This window comes from Pseudomonas sp. NFXW11 (genome assembly GCF_049887815.1).
Taxonomy (GTDB): Bacteria; Pseudomonadota; Gammaproteobacteria; order Pseudomonadales; family Pseudomonadaceae; genus Aquipseudomonas.
The window spans coordinates 23,685-42,157 of sequence record NZ_JAGEKI010000003.1; the positions used below are offsets into that span (position 1 = coordinate 23,685).

General features: G+C 64.9%; 14 protein-coding genes and 3 pseudogenes. 11 read left to right on the plus strand and 6 right to left on the minus strand.

Annotation, left to right across the window (positions count from 1 at the left end; all coding sequences use genetic code 11):
- Positions 1 to 46: 46 nt before the first annotated feature.
- Together J4P02_RS05895 and cueR are read left to right on the plus strand one after the other, a co-directional pair.
- Positions 47 to 2,443, plus strand: coding sequence for a heavy metal translocating P-type ATPase (locus tag J4P02_RS05895; RefSeq protein ID WP_426188650.1), 2,397 nt, complete (start codon positions 47 to 49; stop codon positions 2,441 to 2,443).
- Positions 2,440 to 2,856 (plus strand): Cu(I)-responsive transcriptional regulator, encoded by a 417-nt coding sequence (gene cueR / locus J4P02_RS05900; protein WP_426188651.1) that lies wholly within the window; start codon positions 2,440 to 2,442, stop codon positions 2,854 to 2,856. The genes J4P02_RS05895 and cueR overlap by 4 nt, the downstream gene beginning before the upstream one ends.
- Positions 2,857 to 2,884: 28 nt before the next feature.
- Here the strand turns inward: cueR and J4P02_RS05905 are convergent, their stop codons facing one another.
- Positions 2,885 to 3,781: a PA4780 family RIO1-like protein kinase gene (locus J4P02_RS05905; protein ID WP_426188652.1), complete on the minus strand. Its 897-nt coding sequence runs from the start codon at positions 3,779 to 3,781 to the stop codon at positions 2,885 to 2,887.
- 570 nt (positions 3,782 to 4,351) lie between these two features.
- Between J4P02_RS05905 and J4P02_RS05910 the strand changes: the two are divergent.
- Together J4P02_RS05910 and J4P02_RS05915 are read left to right on the plus strand one after the other, a co-directional pair.
- Positions 4,352 to 5,284 (plus strand): annotated as a pseudogene (locus tag J4P02_RS05910) (cache domain-containing protein); the annotation flags it as partial.
- 261 nt (positions 5,285 to 5,545) lie between these two features.
- Positions 5,546 to 6,142, plus strand: a pseudogene (locus J4P02_RS05915) (methyl-accepting chemotaxis protein); the annotation flags it as partial.
- A 39-nt stretch (positions 6,143 to 6,181) separates the two neighbouring features.
- On the opposite strand, the gene J4P02_RS05920 reads toward J4P02_RS05915, so the two are convergent.
- On the minus strand, positions 6,182 to 7,459 hold the full coding sequence (locus J4P02_RS05920; protein WP_426188653.1) for an acetyl-CoA C-acetyltransferase: 1,278 nt from the start codon (positions 7,457 to 7,459) through the stop codon (positions 6,182 to 6,184).
- 132 nt (positions 7,460 to 7,591) lie between these two features.
- On the opposite strand from J4P02_RS05920, the gene J4P02_RS05925 reads away from it, so the two are divergent.
- Positions 7,592 to 8,944: a 3-oxoacyl-ACP reductase gene (locus tag J4P02_RS05925; protein WP_426188654.1), complete on the plus strand. Its 1,353-nt coding sequence runs from the start codon at positions 7,592 to 7,594 to the stop codon at positions 8,942 to 8,944.
- Between the two features lie 2 nt (positions 8,945 to 8,946).
- On the plus strand, positions 8,947 to 9,801 hold the full coding sequence (locus tag J4P02_RS05930) for a MaoC/PaaZ C-terminal domain-containing protein (RefSeq protein ID WP_426188655.1): 855 nt from the start codon (positions 8,947 to 8,949) through the stop codon (positions 9,799 to 9,801).
- A 6-nt stretch (positions 9,802 to 9,807) separates the two neighbouring features.
- Here J4P02_RS05930 and J4P02_RS05935 read toward each other — a convergent pair.
- Positions 9,808 to 9,903, minus strand: a pseudogene (locus J4P02_RS05935) (DMT family transporter); the annotation flags it as partial.
- A 351-nt stretch (positions 9,904 to 10,254) separates the two neighbouring features.
- Here J4P02_RS05935 and J4P02_RS05940 point away from each other — a divergent pair.
- Positions 10,255 to 11,883 carry a collagen-like triple helix repeat-containing protein gene (locus J4P02_RS05940; protein ID WP_426188656.1) on the plus strand — a complete coding sequence of 543 codons (1,629 nt, stop codon included), beginning with the start codon at positions 10,255 to 10,257 and terminating at the stop codon, positions 11,881 to 11,883.
- A gap of 177 nt (positions 11,884 to 12,060) precedes the next feature.
- Entirely contained in the window at positions 12,061 to 13,737 is a 1,677-nt protein-coding gene (locus tag J4P02_RS05945) for a ShlB/FhaC/HecB family hemolysin secretion/activation protein (RefSeq protein WP_426188657.1), read from the plus strand.
- Between the two features lie 74 nt (positions 13,738 to 13,811).
- On the opposite strand, the gene J4P02_RS05950 is transcribed toward J4P02_RS05945, so the two are convergent.
- From J4P02_RS05950 to J4P02_RS05960, 3 genes are read right to left on the minus strand one after another with little or no spacing between them, the layout of a single operon-like run.
- Positions 13,812 to 14,225: a response regulator gene (locus J4P02_RS05950; protein ID WP_426188658.1), complete on the minus strand. Its 414-nt coding sequence runs from the start codon at positions 14,223 to 14,225 to the stop codon at positions 13,812 to 13,814.
- 51 nt (positions 14,226 to 14,276) lie between these two features.
- Positions 14,277 to 14,402, minus strand: a complete 126-nt coding sequence (locus J4P02_RS05955; RefSeq protein WP_426188659.1) for a hypothetical protein — start codon at positions 14,400 to 14,402, stop codon at positions 14,277 to 14,279.
- On the minus strand, positions 14,399 to 14,605 hold the full coding sequence (locus J4P02_RS05960; RefSeq protein WP_426188660.1) for a Flp family type IVb pilin: 207 nt from the start codon (positions 14,603 to 14,605) through the stop codon (positions 14,399 to 14,401). The genes J4P02_RS05955 and J4P02_RS05960 overlap by 4 nt, the downstream gene beginning before the upstream one ends.
- Before the next feature lie 337 nt (positions 14,606 to 14,942).
- Between J4P02_RS05960 and cpaB the strand changes: the two genes are divergently transcribed.
- From cpaB to J4P02_RS05975, 3 genes are all read left to right on the plus strand, one after another.
- Positions 14,943 to 15,881, plus strand: a complete 939-nt coding sequence (gene cpaB, locus J4P02_RS05965) for a Flp pilus assembly protein CpaB (RefSeq protein WP_426188661.1) — start codon at positions 14,943 to 14,945, stop codon at positions 15,879 to 15,881.
- A gap of 117 nt (positions 15,882 to 15,998) precedes the next feature.
- Positions 15,999 to 17,186 carry an AAA family ATPase gene (locus J4P02_RS05970; protein ID WP_426188662.1) on the plus strand — a complete coding sequence of 396 codons (1,188 nt, stop codon included), beginning with the start codon at positions 15,999 to 16,001 and terminating at the stop codon, positions 17,184 to 17,186.
- A complete protein-coding gene (locus J4P02_RS05975; RefSeq protein ID WP_426188663.1) occupies positions 17,183 to 18,457 on the plus strand; it encodes a CpaF family protein in 1,275 nt (424 codons plus the stop codon). The genes J4P02_RS05970 and J4P02_RS05975 overlap by 4 nt, the downstream gene beginning before the upstream one ends.
- Positions 18,458 to 18,473: the final 16 nt, after the last annotated feature.

The following is an 18,473-nucleotide window of genomic DNA, read 5'->3' on the forward strand; positions in this document are numbered from 1 at the left end:
ATGGCAAGGTTGATCCTGTGGGCAACTTTTACAGGGAGTGTCAGCCATGCCTGAATCAACCACCTTCGACCTGCCGATTGCCGGCATGACCTGCGCCAGCTGTGCCGGACGCGTGGAGCGGGCCCTGGGCAAAGTCGCGGGTACCGGCGCGGTCAGCGTCAACCTGGCCACGGAACAGGCCCGGGTCGAAGCGCCGGGCAACAGCCTGCCGGCCTTGCTCGCCGCCGTGGAGAACGCCGGCTACAGCGTGCCGGTGCACAGCCTTGAACTGAGCATCGGCGGCATGACCTGCGCCACCTGCGCCGGCCGCGTGGAGCGAGCCCTGAACAAGCTGCCCGGGGTGCGCAGCGCCAGCGTCAACCTGGCCACCGAGCGGGCCCACCTGGAACTGCTGGGGCAGGTCGAGCCAAGCCTGCTGATCGATGCCGTGACCCGGGCCGGCTATTCCGCCACCCTGTGGCAGGCCGAACAGGTACATAGCGACGACCCGCAGCAGCACCTGCGGCGCGAACGCTGGAGCCTGGTGCTGGCGATTCTCCTGGCCCTGCCGCTGGTGCTGCCGATGCTGGTGCAACCCTTCGGCCTGCACTGGATGCTGCCGGCCTGGGCCCAGTTCGCCCTGGCCACCCCGGTGCAGTTCATCTTCGGTGCACGCTTCTATGTAGCGGCCTGGAAAGCCGTGCGCGCCGGCAGTGGCAACATGGACCTGCTGGTGGCCCTGGGCACCAGCGCCGGTTATGGCCTGAGCCTGTACGAATGGGCCCAGGCCCCCGCCGGCAGCATGCCGCACCTGTACTTCGAGGCCTCGGCGGTGGTGATCGCCCTGGTGCTGCTGGGCAAGTACCTGGAAAGCCGCGCCAAGCGCCAGACCGCCAGCGCCATCCGCGCCCTGGAAGCCCTGCGCCCCGAACGGGCGATCCAGGTCATCGACGGACGCGAGCAGGACGTGGCCATCAGTGCCCTGCGCCTGAACGACCTGGTGCAGGTCAAGCCCGGCGAGCGCTTCCCGGTGGACGGCGAGGTCATCGAAGGCCAGAGCCATGCCGACGAAGCCCTGATCAGCGGTGAAAGCCTGCCGGTGCCCAAGCAGCCCGGGGACAAGGTCACCGGCGGCGCCATCAACGGCGAAGGCCGGCTGCTGGTGCGCACCCTGGCCCTGGGTGCGGAAACCGTGCTGGCGCGGATCATCCGCCTGGTGGAAGACGCCCAGGCCGGCAAGGCGCCGATCCAGAAACTGGTGGATAAGGTCAGCCAGGTATTCGTGCCCAGCGTGCTGGTGCTGGCGCTGATCACCCTAGTGGGCTGGTGGCTGTACGGCGCGCCGTTGGAAACCGCAGTGATCAACGCCGTGGCGGTACTGGTGATCGCCTGCCCCTGCGCCCTGGGGCTGGCCACACCGACGGCGATCATGGCCGGCACCGGGGTGGCCGCGCGCCACGGCATCCTGATCAAGGATGCCGAAGCCCTGGAGCGGGCCCACGAAGTCAGCGCGGTGGTCTTCGACAAGACCGGCACCCTGACTTCCGGCACTCCGCGCATCGCCCATATGCAGGCCCTGGAAAACGATGAAAACCACCTGCTGCAACTGGCCGGCGCCCTGCAGCGCGGCAGCGAACACCCGCTGGCCAAGGCCGTGCTGGACCAGTGCCAGGACCGCCAGCTGGCGGTGGCCGATGTCAGCGCCAGCCAGTCCCTCACCGGACGCGGCATCGCCGGCACCCTGGACGGCCGCCAACTGGCCCTGGGTAACCGTCGCCTGCTGGAAGAAAGCGGCCTGGCCCCGGGCAGCCTGGCCCAGGCGGCCAAGGACTGGGAGCACGAAGGCCGGACCCTGTCCTGGCTGATCGAGCAAAACCCGCAACCCCGGGTGCTGGGCCTGTTCGCCTTTGGCGACACCCTCAAGCCCGGCGCCCAGCAAGCGGTGCAGCAACTCAATGCGCGGCATATCAGCAGCCATCTGCTGACCGGCGACAACCGCGGCAGCGCCAGGGTGGTGGCCGAGGCCCTGGGCATTGAGGACGTGCACGCCGAAGTGCTGCCGGCGGACAAGGCGGCCACTGTGGCCGAGCTGAAAAAGACCGGGGTGGTGGCCATGGTCGGTGACGGCATCAACGATGCCCCGGCCCTGGCCGCGGCGGATATCGGCATCGCCATGGGCGGCGGTACCGACGTGGCCATGCACGCGGCGGGCATCACCCTGATGCGTGGCGATCCACGGCTGATTCCGGCGGCCCTGGAGATCAGCCGCAAGACCTACGCGAAGATCCGCCAGAACCTGTTCTGGGCCTTCGTCTACAACCTGATCGGCATCCCGCTGGCGGCCTTCGGCCTGCTCAACCCGGTGCTGGCCGGGGCGGCCATGGCCTTGTCCAGCGTCAGCGTGGTAAGCAATGCGCTACTGTTGAAAACCTGGAAACCCCAAGACGTGGAGAACGCCGAATGAACATCGGCCAAGCAGCCAGCAAGAGTGGCCTGAGCGCCAAGATGATCCGTTACTACGAATCCATCGGCCTGCTCAAGCCAGCCCATCGCAGCGACAGCGGCTACCGCCTGTACGGTACCGACGACCTGCACAGCCTGGCCTTCATCAAGCGCTCCCGGGACCTGGGGTTTTCCCTGGAAGAAGTCGGCAAGCTGCTGACCCTGTGGCAGGACCGGCAGCGCGCCAGCGCCGATGTGAAGGCCCTGGCCCGCCAGCATATCGATGAGCTGAACCGCAAGATCGTTGAACTGGCGGGGCTGCGCGACACCCTGCAAGACCTGGTGGAGCATTGCCAGGGCGACCATCGCCCGGACTGCCCGATCCTCAAGGAGCTGGCCTCCGGCAGTTGCTGCGGCACTGAATCGCGGGCATGAAAAATCCGGCCTTGTAGGCCGGATTTTTTTACTGCATCCAGGGCGGCGGTGGTGGTTCCGCCGAGGCGCCTGCAGGCGCTTCGTCAGCCGCACGCATGGCCCGGCGTCGCTCCTCGTCGAACCGCGCCGATTCGATCTCACGCATCACACTGCCGACATCCGCCAACTCTTCAGGGTCGTCGAACTCGCCGCTCAACACGCTGCCCGGGTGCAAGGTGCCGGCCTCATACAGGGCCCACATTTCCTTGGCATAACGGGTGCGCTTGAGCTCCGGGGCAAAACGTCCGAAATAGGACGCCATATTGCCCACGTCACGCTCGAGCATGCTGAAGGCGTGGTTGTTGCCTGCCGCATCCACCGCCTGGGGCAGGTCGATGATCACCGGACCTTCCGGTGTCAGCAGCACGTTGAACTCGGACAGGTCACCGTGCACCAGGCCGGTACACAACATCAGCACGATCTGCGAAATCAGGAAGGCGTGATACTCACGGGCCTGCTCCGGCTCCAGCACCACATCGTTGAGCCGTGGCGCGGCGTCACCATACTCGTCGGCCACCAGCTCCATCAGCAACACGCCCTCGAGGAAGTCGAACGGCTTGGGCACCCGTACCCCGGCATTGGCCAGGCGGAACAGGGCCGCCACTTCGGCGTTCTGCCAAGCGTCTTCAGCCTCCTTGCGGCCGAACTTCGAGCCCTTGGCCATGGCCCGCGCCTGGCGGCTGTTGCGCACCTTGCGCCCCTCCTGATACTCCGCCGCCTGGCGGAAACTGCGTTTGTTGGCCTCCTTGTAAACCTTGGCGCAACGCAGCTCGTTGCCGCAGCGCACCACATACACAGCTGCCTCTTTGCCACTCATGAGCGGACGCAGCACTTCGTCTACCAGACCGTCTTCAATCAGCGGTTCAATGCGTTTTGGAGTCTTCATCAGCTTTTATTCTGGGTTCCTTAGGTAGCAAAAACGGTGACCAAACACGCGAAAGTCATTCGTTATACGGCAATCCTCCCACCCCGGGAAAGGGTTGCCGAGCAGCGACCTGCAGCAATGCAGCCCCTGTGCCAGGTCCCTGGCGCCGGCCCAAGGATCATAGCCCAGCCCCCAGGGCACCTTGAGCGAGGTTTTTTCCTGCAACGGCTCAATATTCCCTCGCCGCAGCCGAAGCCCTCAGAGACACAGGGAGTTTGTCCGACAATCCAATAAAGACGTCAGCTGACGGCCAAGGTTCGATTGCCGTCCATTTGATCTCATGCCCAGGGATGGCAACCCGCATCATCTTTCAAGCTGCCCGATAAATCCGCGAGTCGCCTGTACTTCGTGGTCTGATAAAAAACTGGAGCGCGGATGAATATCAAACAGAAACTGACCTGGGCCTTCGCCGTTATCGCCTGCCTGCCCGTGGTGCTGGTGGCCACGCTGGTAGTGATCAATTTGCGCAGCGATGCCCAAGACTCCTTTATCGACAGCAGCGGTCGCGAGATCCGCCAAGTGGCCAACGCCATGCAGCTGTTTTTCCAGGGTATCAGCCAGAACATCGATTACCTGGCGGCGCAACCCCTGCTCACCCAGGCCGGCGACAACCTCAAGACCTGGATGAGCGCCGATGCCGCCAAGGCACCGGAAGGCGAGCAAGACAAACGCATCTTCGAGCTGTTCGCCGCCATGGCGGCCAGCCATCCCGCTTACTCCTATGTGTCCTATGGCGTGAGCAACGGCGGCTACGTTTCCTGGCCCGCCGACCTCAAGCTGGCCAACTACGACCCACGGGTACGTCCCTGGTACAAGACCGCCCTGGCCAACCCGGGCAAGACCTTGCGCACCGATGCCTATTACTGGGCCAGCGACGATGCGGTGCTGGTCAGCACCGTGCGCTCCCTGGGCAACCAGCTGGGGCCACAGGGCGGTGTGGTCGCGGTCGACGTATCGCTCAAGCAGCTCACCGAGATCGTCAAGCAGATCAAGCTCGGCGAATCCGGCTACCTGATGCTGATGGAAAACAACGGCACCGTGCTGGTGGACCCCAAGCAGCCAGAGCACAACTTCAAGGCCCTGGGCAGCCTCGGCGACGGCTACGCGCAGTTGGCCAAGGCCGGCAAGGGCCTGGTACGAATCGAGCTGGGCGGCGAACACTACATGGCCAACGTCTGGCCCTCGGAGCAACTGGGCTGGACCTTTATCGGCCTGATCAAGGAAAGCGAAGTCATGGGTTCGGCGACCCAGCTGACCTGGGTCATCGCGGTGATCGCCGGGGTCCTGGCCTTGCTGTTCGCGGTGGTCGGGGCCAGCTTCGCCAGCCTCATCGTGCGGCCGATCCGCGGCGTGGCCAGTGGCCTGGAAGGCATCGCCCAGGGTGAAGGCGACCTGACCCACAACCTGGACATCCGCGGCCGCGATGAAACCGCGCAACTGGCCAACTGGTTCAACCAGTTCCTCGCGGCGATCCGCAGCCTGATCCAGAACATCGGCCAGGCGGCGCAGAAGATCCTCGCCACATCGCAGTCCTCGACCCAGGTTTCCAACGATATGGCCGAAGCCGCCGGGCGCCAGCGCGAAGCGGTGGACATGGTCTCCACCGCCTTCCACGAAATGGTCGCCACGGCCAACGAAGTCGCCCGCTCCTGCAGCCAGGCCGCCGAGTCGGCGGACAGCGGCCAGCGCCAGGCCCGGGAAGGCCAGCAGCAGATCGACGACGCGGTACACAGCGTCGACCGCCTGAGCCAGGAAATCGAACAGTCGGCGCAGTCGATGCAGCAGCTGGAGCGCGACAGTACCGATATCCAGTCGATCCTCGGCACCATCCGCTCGATCGCCGAGCAGACCAACCTGCTGGCCCTCAACGCCGCCATCGAAGCGGCCCGAGCCGGTGAGCAGGGCCGGGGCTTCGCCGTGGTCGCCGATGAAGTGCGGGCCCTGGCCAAGCGCACCGCCGACTCCACCGCCGAGATCGACGGGCTGCTGGGCAACCTGGCCAAACGCACCAGCTCGGTGACCCAGCAGATGCATGCCAGCCTGGAGGTGTCCCAGCAGTCGGTGCAGCGCATTGGCCTGGCGCGCAACAGCTTCGGGCAGATCCGCGAATCGGTGGACGTGATCCGCGACATGAACACCCAGATCGCCACCGCCGCCGAAGAGCAGCATCAGGTGGCGGAAGACATCAACCGGCACATCAGCCAGATCCACGGCGATGCGCAACGGGTGGCGGAACTGGCGGACTCGGCGCGCCTGGACTCCCAGAGCCTGGCCGGGCTGTCCAATGAGCTGGACAGCCTGGTGCGACGCTTCAAGACCTGAAGGCATTTTCGCCAGCAAGCCGGCTCCTGCGGGGGCCGGTCAACGCTCGATGATCGCCGTCACCCCCTGCCCACCCGCCGCACAGATGGAAATCAAGCCGCGGCCCTGCCCTGCCACACTCAACAACTTCGCCAGGTTGGCGACGATGCGCCCGCCCGTGGCGGCAAACGGATGCCCCGCCGCCAGGGAGCTGCCCTTGACGTTGAGCCGGGCGCGATCGATGGGCCCCAGGGGCGCCTCCAGGCCCAGGCGCGTCTTGCAGTACTCCGGGTCTTCCCAGGCCTTGAGGGTGCACAGCACCTGGGCAGCGAAGGCTTCGTGGATCTCGTAGTAGTCGAAGTCCTGGAGGCTCAGGCCGTTGCGCGCCAGCAAGCGCGGCACGGCGTACACCGGCGCCATCAACAGGCCCTCGGCACCCTTGACGAAGTCCACCGCCGCCGCTTCGCCATCACGCAGGTAGGCGAGGATCGGCAGCCCGCGCTCCCGGGCCCACTGTTCGCTGCCCAGTAGCACCAGCGAGGCGCCATCGGTCAGGGGCGTCGAATTGCCGGCAGTCAGGGTGCCCGCCCCGCTGCGATCGAAGGCCGGCTTGAGGCTAGCGAGTTTTTCCAAGCTCAGGTCCGGACGCAGGTTGTTGTCGCGGTTCAAACCGAGGAAGGGCGTGAGCAGATCGTCCTGCCAGCCATCGGCGTAGGCCGCAGCCATTTTCTGGTGGCTCTCCAGGGCCAACTGGTCCTGTTCAGCGCGGGGAATGCTCCAGGTCTTGGCCATCTGTTCGCAGTGCTCGCCCATGGACAGCCCCGTGCGCGGCTCAGCGTTGCGCGGCAGCTCCGGCTTGAGGTGATGGGGCCGCAGTTGCAGCAGGGTCTTGAGCTTGTCGCCGGTGCTTTTGGCCCGGTTGGCCTGCAACAGGATCTGCCGCAGCCCCTCGTTGACCCCGATGGGCGCGTCCGAGGTGGTATCCACACCCCCGGCGATGCCGCAGTCGATCTGCCCGAGGGCGATTTTGTTGGCCACCAGCAGCAGCGCTTCCAGGCCGGTGCCGCAGGCTTGCTGGATGTCGTAGGCCGGGGTGGTGGGCGAGAGCCGCGAGCCCAGCACGCACTCACGGCTCAGGTTGAAATCCCGCGAGTGCTTGAGCACCGCCCCCGCTGCCACCTCGCCCATGCGCAGGCCATGCAGGTTGTAGCGCTCGATCAAGCCCTCCAGGGCGGCGGTCAGCATGGCCTGGTTGCTGGCCGTGGCATAAGGGCCGTTGGAGCGGGCAAAGGGAATACGGTTACCGCCGATAATCGCGACACGACGCAGCTGTGGCATGGAAAGCTCCCTGTTCTCTGGATGCGACATGGCTGGAACACCTCCCAGCAGCTTAGGAGGCTTGCGGCCAAGCGAACGACCTTGGGCCATTCGTGGTCCACACTTTGAACCCCAGCCTGCGGAGCGCGTTCCATGTCCGACCGTTATATCGACTTCGCCAACTCGTCCATTGGCCAGCGCCTGGTCAGGGCCCTTGGCTTGCCGGCGCCGGCGCACCTGGAGCGCTGGCAGGCCGGGCGCATGCGCCCCATCGAAGGCGCCCTGCTGATCGGCGGCGGTGCCCTGGCGCAACAGGTCGCCGCCCTGGCCCCGCGCCTGACCGACTCGATCTACAGCTACGGCGCTGATCCAACCCTGGCCACGCCGTGGATTCCCGGCCACGGCCCGAAGCTCAAGGCGGTGGTATTCGACGCCAGCGAACTGCGCCATAGCGACCAGCTCAAGCAACTGCGGGAGTTCTTCCAGCCCTTGCTGAGAAGCCTCGAAGCCAGCGCCCACCTGTTGATTCTTGGCCGTGCCAGGCAAAACCTCGACGAGCCCTTTGCCGCCAGTTGCCAACGCGCCCTGGAAGGCTTCAGCCGCTCCCTGGCCAAGGAGTTGCGCAACGGCGCCACCTTGCAATTGCTGTATCTGCAAGCCGGCGCCGAAACCTCGCTGGAAGGTGCCCTGCGCTTCTTCCTGTCGCCCCGGAGTGCCTTTGTTTCCGGGCAGGTGCTGCACCTGCAGCCCTGTGCTGCCCAGGTCCAGGACTGGAGTCGCCCGCTGGCCGGGCGCAAGGCGCTGGTCACCGGCGCGGCGCGGGGCATTGGCGCGGCCATCGCCGAAACCCTGGTCCGCGATGGTGCCCAGGTACTGGTGCTGGACGTGCCCCAGGCCAGGGCCGACCTGGAAGCCCTGGCCGCACGCCTGGGGGCTCGCGCCATCAGCCTGGATATCTGCGCCGAGGATGCATCGACGCAGTTGCTCGAACAGTTGCCAGACGGTCTCGACATCCTGGTGCACAACGCCGGCATCACCCGGGACAAGACCCTGGCCAACATGACCCCGGAGTTCTGGGACGCAGTGCTGGCGGTCAATCTCATTGCCCCTCAGGTACTGACCCAGGCCCTGCTGGACAGCGGCCGCCTGCACGACCACGGCCGGGTGATTCTGCTGGCCTCGATCAGTGGCATTGCCGGCAACCGCGGGCAGACCAACTACGCCGCCAGCAAGGCCGGCCTGATCGGCCTGGCCCAGGCCTGGGCGCCCTTGCTGCATGCCCGGGGCATCAGCATCAATGCCGTGGCACCGGGCTTTATCGAGACCCGGATGACCGCCAAGGTGCCTTTCGCCCTGCGCGAAGCCGGACGGCGCATGAGTTCCCTGGGCCAGGGCGGCCTGCCACAGGACGTTGCCGAAGCTGTGGCCTGGCTCGCCCAGCCAGGCAGCGGGGCGCTCAGCGGACAGGTGTTGCGGGTCTGTGGGCAAAGCGTCCTGGGGGCCTGAAGATGAACAGCCAATGGCATGAACTGAACATTCCCGCAGCCCTGGCGCCGCTGTATCTCAAAGCGGCGTTACGGCGCCGGGTCACAGGCCGGGAGTTGCCCGGGCAGGGCCTGCGCTGCTGGATCAGCCTGGAGCCCGAGCGCCTGCAGGCCTACCGCCAGGTCTGTGGCTTCGCCGACAACGGCCTGCTGCCCGCCACCTACCCCCATGTGCTGGCGCTGCCCCTGCAACTGCAACTGCTCACCGCCCAGGACTTTCCTTTTCCGCTGCTGGGGCTGGTTCACCTGGCCAACCGGATTCGGCTGCTGCGGCCCATGGGCAATCTCAGCGGGGTGCGGATCAGCGTGCGAGTGGACAATCTGCAAGCCCACGCCAAGGGCGCGACCTTCGATCTGCTGACCACCCTGGACGACCTGCTGGGGCCGTTGTGGGAAGCGCAAAGCCGCATGCTGTGCCGTGGCGTACAACTGCCAGGGGAGCCTGTGCCGCACATGCCGGCAAGCGTCGACGGCGTGCATGAAGTGAGCCGCTGGCAGGCAGAAAGGGATATCGGCCGGCGTTACGCCAGGGTTTCCGGTGACTGCAACCCGATCCACCTCAGCGCCTGGAGCGCCCGGCTGTTCGGCTTTCCCCAGGCCATCGCCCATGGCTTGTGGACCAAGGCCCGGACCCTGGCCGCCCTGGGCGGGCACCTGCCGGCGGCCAACCTGGAAATCGCCGTGGACTTTCTCAAGCCGCTGCTGCTGCCCGGCGAAGTGCGGCTGCTGGCCAGCGCCCCCGGTTCCAGCGGCAGCCTGCAACTGCTGGGCAACGGCGAGCGGGTGCATATGCAGGGCAACTGGCAGCCGATTGCCTGACCCCAATCAACCGCGGCGAATCAGCACCACGCCGGCAATAATCAGCAGCAATCCGGCCAACTTGCCGAGGCTGATCGGCACTTCACGAACCCCCACCCAGCCACTCCCCAAGGCCCACGAGTCCAGGCCAGGTATCTAAACCACTGCATGGCACAGTCAATAACACTCGTAAATTGTATATATACAACTTTAGTCACGCGTTCATGACGACCAAATGCAGAGAATCACAACACATTGATTATAAAGACCCGACAAACAAGAACTCATACTTTCCAACTAGTTGCTTATAAGCAAGCCAACCCCAGAAATACAAGTCATTAATACCAAGTTCATAATTGTTCAAAGTACTTCCCGCGCCTTTTATGTAGCCAACGGACGACGGCATCTTCAGCGCTAGAACTGCAGAGCCTTCGAAAACAACCGAGGTTGTAACAGGTGCAAGGAATACCAATCATGAACACTCATATCGGATGGAAAGCATGTACGGCACTGGCCATGGTCCTGACCCTCAGCCTGGCGGGCTGCAGCGGTGGCGGTGGTGGTCATAAGAGCGGCGGTAGCAGTTCATCTCCCGCAGCCACCGACAGTGGCAGCGGCAGCGGAACAGGCGGAGGAACGGGTGGTACCGGAGGCACTGGCGGCACAACCGGAGGTACTGGCGGTACCGGAGGCACTGGTGGCGGAACCGGAAGTACTGGCGGCACAGGAGGCACTGGTGGTGGAACCGGAGGTACGGGCGGCACTGGTGGAACCGGCGGTACTGGCGGTACTGGCGGTACAACCACCCCTCTGGCAACCAGCAGCCTGGTTTCCGACCTGGGCACCACTGTCAGCGGCGTCGGCACCGATGTCAGCAACCTTGGCACGTCCCTGGCGGCAGTCCCCGTGGTCGGTGGCGTGGTACAAAGCGCCGTCAATACCACCGGCAATGTAGTGGACTCCGTGGGTGGTGGCCTGACCAACGGCCTGGGCAAGCTGGGTAGCGATCCCCAGGCCCTGAGCAAGACCACCGCTACCGTCGGCAATGTGGTCAGCGATGTGGGCACTGGCGTCACCGACCTCAGCGGCAAGCTGGCCAGCACCACCCAGAGTGTCCCCGTGGTGGGAGGCGTGGTTACCCGCGTGGCCCCCTTGGTGGGCGGAGTCGGTAGCCGCGTGACCATGCTCGGCAACACCCTGAGCACCGCCACCAGCAGCGGCCCCTTGGGCACACTAACCGACGGCGCGGGCGATCAGATCCTGGTACCTGTGGTGAGCCTGGCGGAAGGCGCAACCAACGCGGTCGGCAGTACCACAGGGCTCGGCGCGCCAGTCAAGGGCCTGCTCAATGGCGTAGCCCAGGCGGTGGACAGCACTGGCAACAATATCGGCGGTGCAGGCAACGCCAACCCTGTGACCAACCTGCTGGGTAATGCCCTGAGCAACGGCAGCAGTGCCGTTGGTGCAGCGGGCGGCTATGTGGGTGGCCCCACAGGCACCGGCGGCGGCACTGGCGGGAACACCGGCGGCTTGCTGGAAACCGTCGGCGGCGCGGTGGCCAATCTGAGCAACGGGCTCAATGCCGGCAACACCAATGGCACGGTCAGCGCAGGCGGTGTCACCGGTACCGCGGCCGGTAACCTGGTGGCCTCGGTGGGCGGAGCCCTGGGCGGCAGTGGCACCCCTAACCTGGTGGTGAGCGCCCCTCTGGCCAGCGTCGGTACGAACCTGGGCTCGGCACTGAACCCTGTCACCAGTTCAGTATCTGGCCTGACCCAGCAAGTGGGTGCAGCCACAGGTGTTGGTGCTCCGGCCAGCGGCCTGCTGAATCAGGCCGGCGCAGCTGTCAGCAACGTCGGCAGCAGTATCGCCAGCAACGGCGGCGGCAATCAGGTAGGTAATGCGTTAGGTGGCACTCTGAACGCCGTCGGTGGCACCCTGAGCTCCGTGGGCGGCCTGGTCAATGGCGCAGGTAGCGCTCCCAGCGGGGGCTTGCTCGGCGGTCTTAACGTGGGTGCCAGCACTGGTGCCTCAGCCGGAACTACCGGCAACACTGGCCTGGTGGGCGGCCTGACCGGGGCCCTGGGCATCGGCGGCAAATAAATTGCACCTGGCCGTTTCGACGGCCTCACCTACAGCGCCTACGCTTGGTTGAGGGCGAGGGACTCAGATGATTCCCTCGCCTTTTTGTTTATCCAGCACCTGATCGCGACGGGGTTTGCGCAAGGTGCCTGGAGCAAGACGTTCTTGCATCGCTGCGGCTTGACCATGGAGTGTCCTATGCGCACGTTGGCCAGTTTGTTGTTACTTGGATGCTGTACCTCCGCTTTCGCCGACTCCCTCCCGCGCTTTCTCAACAACAACGACAGCATCAACAACCTGCCCATCCCCAACCTGCCGGTGGACGCCTATCGTCCAGTGACCCCGCAATTGCAACTGCCCGAACAACCGGTGGCACCACAAGGCCAGCAACCGTTGATGATGGGTACCAAGGTCACAGTGCGCACCGTGCAGATCGAGGGCGGCACTGTCTATCCGCTGGAACAGCTGGCGGCGATCTACCAGCCGCTGATTGGCCACGAAACCAGCTTCGGCCAATTGATCGAAGCCACGCGCAGCATCACTCGCCGCTACCAGGAAGACGGCTACCTGCTGTCCTATGCGTTTATGCCGCAGCAGAACCTCGACCAGGGCACCCTGCGAGTGGTGCTGGTGGAGGGCTACATCAAGGACTACCAGTTGCAGGGCGATATCGGCCCGGTGTCTGCCTACCTGGACAAACTAGTGGCCAAGCTCAAGGCCGAACACCCACTGACCCGCAAGACCTTCGAGCGCTACACCACACTGATGAGCCGAGTACCCGGGGTAACCCTGCAGGCCGTGGTACCGCCACCCGGCACCACCGACGGTGCCACCCGGCTAGTGGCCGTGGCCAGCCGCAAGGCCATCACCACCAGCCTCAACAGCACCCAGGACAACCGCAACGGCCTGCAGGCCCTGCTGGGCATCACCAGCAACTCACAAACCGCCTGGGGCGAACAGCTCAGCCTCAGCGGCCTGTTCCCCCCAGGCAAGGACAAGGAACACTACTATCGCCTGGACTACAGCCAGCTACTGGGCTCGGAGGGCACCCAACTGAGCCTCTACGGCGCGCGCTACCGTGCCGACCCCCACAGCAATCTGCAATTGAGCAACGGCCTGGAGCTGGAACCCCATCGCGAGAACGACCGCTTCTCCATCGGCGTCAATCACCCCTTCATTGCCTCGCCCAATGAGATGCTCACGGCCGGTACGCGCCTGTACGCGGTGAATGACAAGACCCGCTACCGAGTGAGCAACAGCTCGCTGACCCTGGAAGAACAAACCGATATCCGCGCCCTGGCCCTGGAGGGCGACTGGAGCAAGTCCGATCCGCGCCAATTGCGCATCCTCAGCGCCGGCCTGTACCGGGGCCTGGACAGCATGGGGGCGAAGACCAACAACGAGCTCTACGACCTGGATTTCTTCCGCCTGCGCCTGGCGGGGGTACAGAGCAATCGCTTCCTCGATAACTGGCAGGGGGTGCTGTCCGGTGCCCTGTACTGGAGCCGCGATAACCTGCCCGACAGCGAGCGCGCCAGCTTCGGCGGCCAGAACTTCGCCCGCGGCTATCCCGATGACCAGGCCACCGGCGACAAGGGTTGGGGCGTGGCTTACGAAGTGAACTACAGCTTCAACCGCGAAGGTCCCTGGGTCCGGGTATTGCAACCCTATGTGGTGCTGGACCGCTCCAAGACCTGGTTCAACCAGTTGCCGGTCAAGGGCAGCAGCCTGTCTTCCGCTGCCGTCGGCCTGCGCTTCGGCGACAGCAAGCACTACAACATCGCCCTGGAAGCGGCCAAGCCCATGTCCGACGAAGCCCTGGACACCTACAACCGCCGGCCGCGCTACAGCCTGAGCTTCAGCTATCAACTCTGAATGCTTGCGTGACCATGACCCGCTTTCCGGCGGGTCTTTTTTATGCGGGCAAAGACGCGATTCAAGCCCTGGAATCAGGGCCCGAGCACATGCAGGCGGGGTTCGGGGAACAGGTTGTTGAGGGTTTCCAGCAAGCGCACGTGATAGATCGGCTTGCGGAACAGGTCCAGCACCTGCAGGCGTAGCAGGTCGCTGACATCGTTCATGTCGGCGTGCCCCGACATCACGATCACCGGCAAATGCTGACGCGATGTGTGTTCGCGCAGACGCTTGATCAATGACAGGCCGCTCTCCTCCGGCATGCGCAGGTCAGTGATGACCAGCGCAATGTCGGGGTGGCGGGTGAGATGGTCCAGGGCCAGCTTCACCGAAGTGGCGGTGAAGCAACAGAAGCCCTCGCCTTCCAGCAACTCGGCGAGTTCCATCAGCGCGTCTTCTTCGTCATCCACAAGAAGCAGTTGCTGGCGAGGCTGGGAGACTGTGTTCATGAACCTTCCCTTGGACTGGCTGTTCGACGGTCTTCACTGCAAGCACAAGGCTCAAGGTGTAGGCCGGGTGACCGCCGTGCCTCCCATGGCAATGAGGAAATTGTTGAAGATCGCCAGCACCCGGTCGCCCATGGGCTTGACTAATACCACCACCTGCGCGGACGGGCGCTGCTTCATGGGGTGGGTCGAGTGACTGTAGCCCCTCCCATGGCCACCAGGACGTTATTGAAGATGGCCAGCACCCGGTCGCCCAGTGGGGTCACGAAGGCCACCACAACCACCGCCACCATGGACACCACTATCGCGTACTCGATCGCCGATGCGCCGTGGGTACGGTCAAAAAACAGGCGTGCCCTGAGCCACAAATATTGCAGAATCATCCTCGCTCTCCTTGGCGCCAGACGGCGCCGATGGGACTGCACCAGCACAAAGAAATCCGGCGCTACCTGAGCATCGTCAACAAAGTGGCGACCAGCAACTGTAAGAACGAATTAGTCGTTAAGTATTAATTGGGAGGGGGCCGTCAAAATCTCGCATGCACTTGCGAATGCTGTTCTTCTACCCGCTATTTTTGCCCAGTTAATGGCATTTCGTCCTAGCTCTACTACCTTCACATAACGAAATAGTTGCATGTTCATCGCTGCTTGATTGCACCCTCAATTGATCCGCAATCATGGGCTACCAATAAGGAAGTACGGCAGGAAAGGGAGAGCCTTCATGAGCAGTCGCGTCACCATGGGTCTCGCCGGACTTCTGCTGCTGGGCGCGGTGTTTTTCGGTTACTGGGGCCTGGTGCTCAGTCGCCAGCCCGAACCACCGGCCTCGGTGCAGGTGCCACCCCCGACAGTCATCGCGCAAGCCACCAACAGCGCGGAAGATCAGACCCGCCAACCCGTGGTGGTGCTGACTCGCGACGTACCGCCCTTCGTCGCCCTGAGCGCCGCAGACCTGCGCCTGGAAAAACTGCGCACCGCCCCGGCCGGCAGCCTCAGCGATATCAATCAGGCACTGGGGCGCAAGCCCTGGCGGCAACTCAACGCAGGCACCTGGCTCAACGAACAGAGCTTCGACAGCGGCGGCGCCCTGGCACGGATGATCCGCAGCAACGAGCGGGCCTTGGCGGTGGCCGTGGATGAGGTGATTGGCGCGGCCGGACAACTGAGCCCCGGAGACTACGTCGACGTGCTGCTGTTCCTGCGTCAGGACACCAGCAACCCGCAGCAGTCGGCACAGATCGCCGTGCCCGCCATGCGCGTCCTCGCGGTGGGCGAGCAACTGGGCCTGACCAATGATGGCGAGCCCGCCTCACCCGCGCTCAGCAATGAGGAAAAACTCAAGCAGGACCAACGCCGGATCGCCGCCCGCACCGTGGTCCTGGCGGTGCCCGAGCAACTGCTGAGCCGGATGATGCTGGCCACCCAGGTCGGGGTCCTGCGCCTGGCGGTGCGCAGCAGCGAAGAGCAGCGCCTGGCCCAGTACTGGGCCGGCACCAAGAGCGCCAGCGGCCATCTCGACGTCGCCAACAGCAACCTGTTCCAGTTCACCCAACTGGCCCTGAGTGGCGCCCCCCGCAGTCAGGTCGCGCAACCGAACGGTGCACCTCGCGCGGCGGTGGAGGTGATCCGCGGCAACCAGATCACTCAACAATCCCCCTGACCCAGCAAGGACGCACGATATGCGCAGTGGCGCCATGCCGATGTTCATCACTTCCCCGCCCCCGGGCCTGGATCAAGGGTCCGCTGCCCGCATTGACACACACCAAAGGCGATCGCGATGAGCCAGGACCTGAGCCAGACCTTTCTCGCCATCACCCGCAACAGCACCGACCTCGAGTGGCTGCAAGGCGCGCTGGCGCCCCTGGGCCAGGTGGTGGGGGCCGATGGCAGCCTCGACGAGCTGCTGGCGCTGGTGGACGTGACCTTCGCCAACCTGGTGTTCGTCGGCCTCGATCGCGAGCACCTGGTGGCCCAGGCCGCGCTGATCGAAGGCGCCCTGGAAGCCAAGCCGATGCTGGCGATCGTCGCCCTGGGCGACGGCATGGACAATCAACTGGTACTCAACGCCATGCGCGCCGGGGCCCGCGACTTCGTGGCCTATGGTTCGCGCTCCAGTGAAGTGGCCGGGCTGGTCCGGCGCCTGAGCAAACGCTTGCCGGCGGTGACACCCAGCACTCAGTTGGGGGGCCTGACCGTGCTCTACGGTACCCAGAGCGATGGCGATGGTGCGCTGCTGGCCGGGCACCTGGCGCTGGTGGTGCAGAAGAGCGGCCAGCAAACCCTGCTGCTCGACCTGGGTCTGCCCCGAGGCGACAGCCTGGCCCTGTGGGGGCTGGAGAGTTCGTTCCACTTCGGCGACGCCCTGCGTCACCTGCGCCGCCTGGACACCACCCTGATCGACAGCGCCTTCACCAGTGCCGAAGCCGGCCTGCGGATACTCGCCTACGCCAGCCACGACGGGCCCCTGGAAAACACCAGCGCAGCGGAGCTGTACATGTTGCTCAGCGCCCTGCGCCAGCACTTCCAGCACATTGTGGTGAACCTTGCCGGACAGCCCGACAGCGAGGCCCTGCGCACCTTCGTCAGCCATTGCGACAAACTGCTCTGGCGCACCGACCAGAGCGTGCTCGACTGCCGGCGCAACCTGGCGGTGCTCAATTACTGGCGGGAAAAGGGCATGAAGCTGGAACACGCGAAGCTGTTGGTGGACCGCTATCTGCGCGCCGTCGCCCCCGACTCCGACACCCTGGGCAAGACCTTCGGCCTGGAGGTGATTGCAGTCCTGGCCTACAGCCCCGAGGTCCGCCTGAATGCCAAGAACCAGGGCGTGACCCTGTTCGAGCTGGCCCCCCGCGAGGCCCTGACGCAAAGCCTGCGGACCCTGGGCGAACGGCTGGCGAAACGTTCCGAAGGCCTGCCCCGACCCAAGGCCGGCTGGCTCAACCGGATCATGGGGGGCAGATGAACGGCGAAAAACTCTTTGGCGCCCCAGCCCGCGCCACCTCCGGCAACAGCGACCACGAAGGCCTGAAGCTGGTGCTGCATCGCTACATCATCGATGCCATTGAGGAGTCGGGGAAGAACCTGCTGGAAAGCTCCCGCCAGAGCCTGGCGCAGTTCGTCACCGACAAGGCGGCGGAGTACATCGCGCGCATGCACCTGGCGATCTCTCGCTATGAAATGGAGCGGCTGGCAGAGGAAATAGTCGACGAACTGACCGGCTTCGGCCCCCTGGAAGTGCTGCTGCGTGACTCGGCGGTGACCGAGATCCTGGTCAACGGTCCGCACCGGGTGTTCGTCGAGCGCGATGGCGTGCTGCACCAGAGCGACCTGCGGTTTATCGATGCGCACCATGTGGAGCGTGTCATGCAGCGGATTCTCGCGCCCCTGGGGCGGCGCCTCGACGAGTCTTCGCCGATGGTCGATGCGCGCCTGCCGGACGGCAGCCGGGTCAACGCGATCATTCCACCCATTGCGCTGGACGGCCCTTGCCTGTCGATCCGCAAATTTCGCAAGGACATGCTCAAGAGCAGCGACCTGATCGCCATGCAGACCATCGACCTGGCGATCTTCGAATTTATCCAGGAGGCGGTGGGCAAGCGCTGCAACATCCTGATCAGCGGCGGCACCGGCACCGGCAAGACCACCTTGCTGAATATCCTCAGCCAGTTGATCAACCCCAACGAACGGCTAGTGACCATCGAGGACGTGGCCGAGCTGCAACTGGGACACCCCCACGTGGTGCGCCTGGAAACCCGCCCGCCGAATGCCGAGGGCCATGGCGAGGTCAAGGCCAGCGACCTGATCCGCAACGCCCTGCGCATGCGCCCCGACCGCATCATCCTTGGCGAGATCCGCGGCGTGGAAGTGTTGGATGTGCTGACCGCGATGAACACCGGCCACGACGGCTCCATGAGCACGGTGCACGCCAACAACGCCCAGGACGCCCTGCTGCGCCTGGAAACCCTGGTGGGGCTGACCGGCCGGCAGATCGCCGAGCGCACGCTGCGGCAGATGGTCTGCGCCGCCCTGGATGTGGTGATCCAACTCACCCGCCTGCCCGATGGCCGCCGCTGCGTCAGCGAAGTGGTGGAGGTGGTGGGCATTCGCGAGGACATCTACGTCACCAATACCCTGTTCCGACTGAATCGCCGCAGCGGCTTCGGCTTCGAGCGCGAGGCGATGAATCCGGCGGGTGACAAGCTGCGCCGCGACAGCGGCCAGGGCGCCCACTGAGCCTGCGAGGTGGCCC

Bases quoted from the DNA above. Each gene is read 5' to 3' on its own strand.
- J4P02_RS05895 (WP_426188650.1), top strand. From the start codon at position 47: ATGCCTGAATCAACCACCTTCGACCTGCCGATTGCCGGCATGACCTGC.
- cueR (WP_426188651.1), top strand. From the start codon at position 2,440: ATGAACATCGGCCAAGCAGCCAGCAAGAGTGGCCTGAGCGCCAAGATG.
- J4P02_RS05905 (WP_426188652.1), bottom strand. From the start codon at position 3,781: ATGAAGACTCCAAAACGCATTGAACCGCTGATTGAAGACGGTCTGGTA.
- J4P02_RS05920 (WP_426188653.1), bottom strand. From the start codon at position 7,459: ATGCCACAGCTGCGTCGTGTCGCGATTATCGGCGGTAACCGTATTCCC.
- J4P02_RS05925 (WP_426188654.1), top strand. From the start codon at position 7,592: ATGTCCGACCGTTATATCGACTTCGCCAACTCGTCCATTGGCCAGCGC.
- J4P02_RS05930 (WP_426188655.1), top strand. From the start codon at position 8,947: ATGAACAGCCAATGGCATGAACTGAACATTCCCGCAGCCCTGGCGCCG.
- J4P02_RS05940 (WP_426188656.1), top strand. From the start codon at position 10,255: ATGAACACTCATATCGGATGGAAAGCATGTACGGCACTGGCCATGGTC.
- J4P02_RS05945 (WP_426188657.1), top strand. From the start codon at position 12,061: ATGCGCACGTTGGCCAGTTTGTTGTTACTTGGATGCTGTACCTCCGCT.
- J4P02_RS05950 (WP_426188658.1), bottom strand. From the start codon at position 14,225: ATGAACACAGTCTCCCAGCCTCGCCAGCAACTGCTTCTTGTGGATGAC.
- J4P02_RS05955 (WP_426188659.1), bottom strand. From the start codon at position 14,402: ATGAAGCAGCGCCCGTCCGCGCAGGTGGTGGTATTAGTCAAGCCCATG.
- J4P02_RS05960 (WP_426188660.1), bottom strand. From the start codon at position 14,605: ATGATTCTGCAATATTTGTGGCTCAGGGCACGCCTGTTTTTTGACCGT.
- cpaB (WP_426188661.1), top strand. From the start codon at position 14,943: ATGAGCAGTCGCGTCACCATGGGTCTCGCCGGACTTCTGCTGCTGGGC.
- J4P02_RS05970 (WP_426188662.1), top strand. From the start codon at position 15,999: ATGAGCCAGGACCTGAGCCAGACCTTTCTCGCCATCACCCGCAACAGC.
- J4P02_RS05975 (WP_426188663.1), top strand. From the start codon at position 17,183: ATGAACGGCGAAAAACTCTTTGGCGCCCCAGCCCGCGCCACCTCCGGC.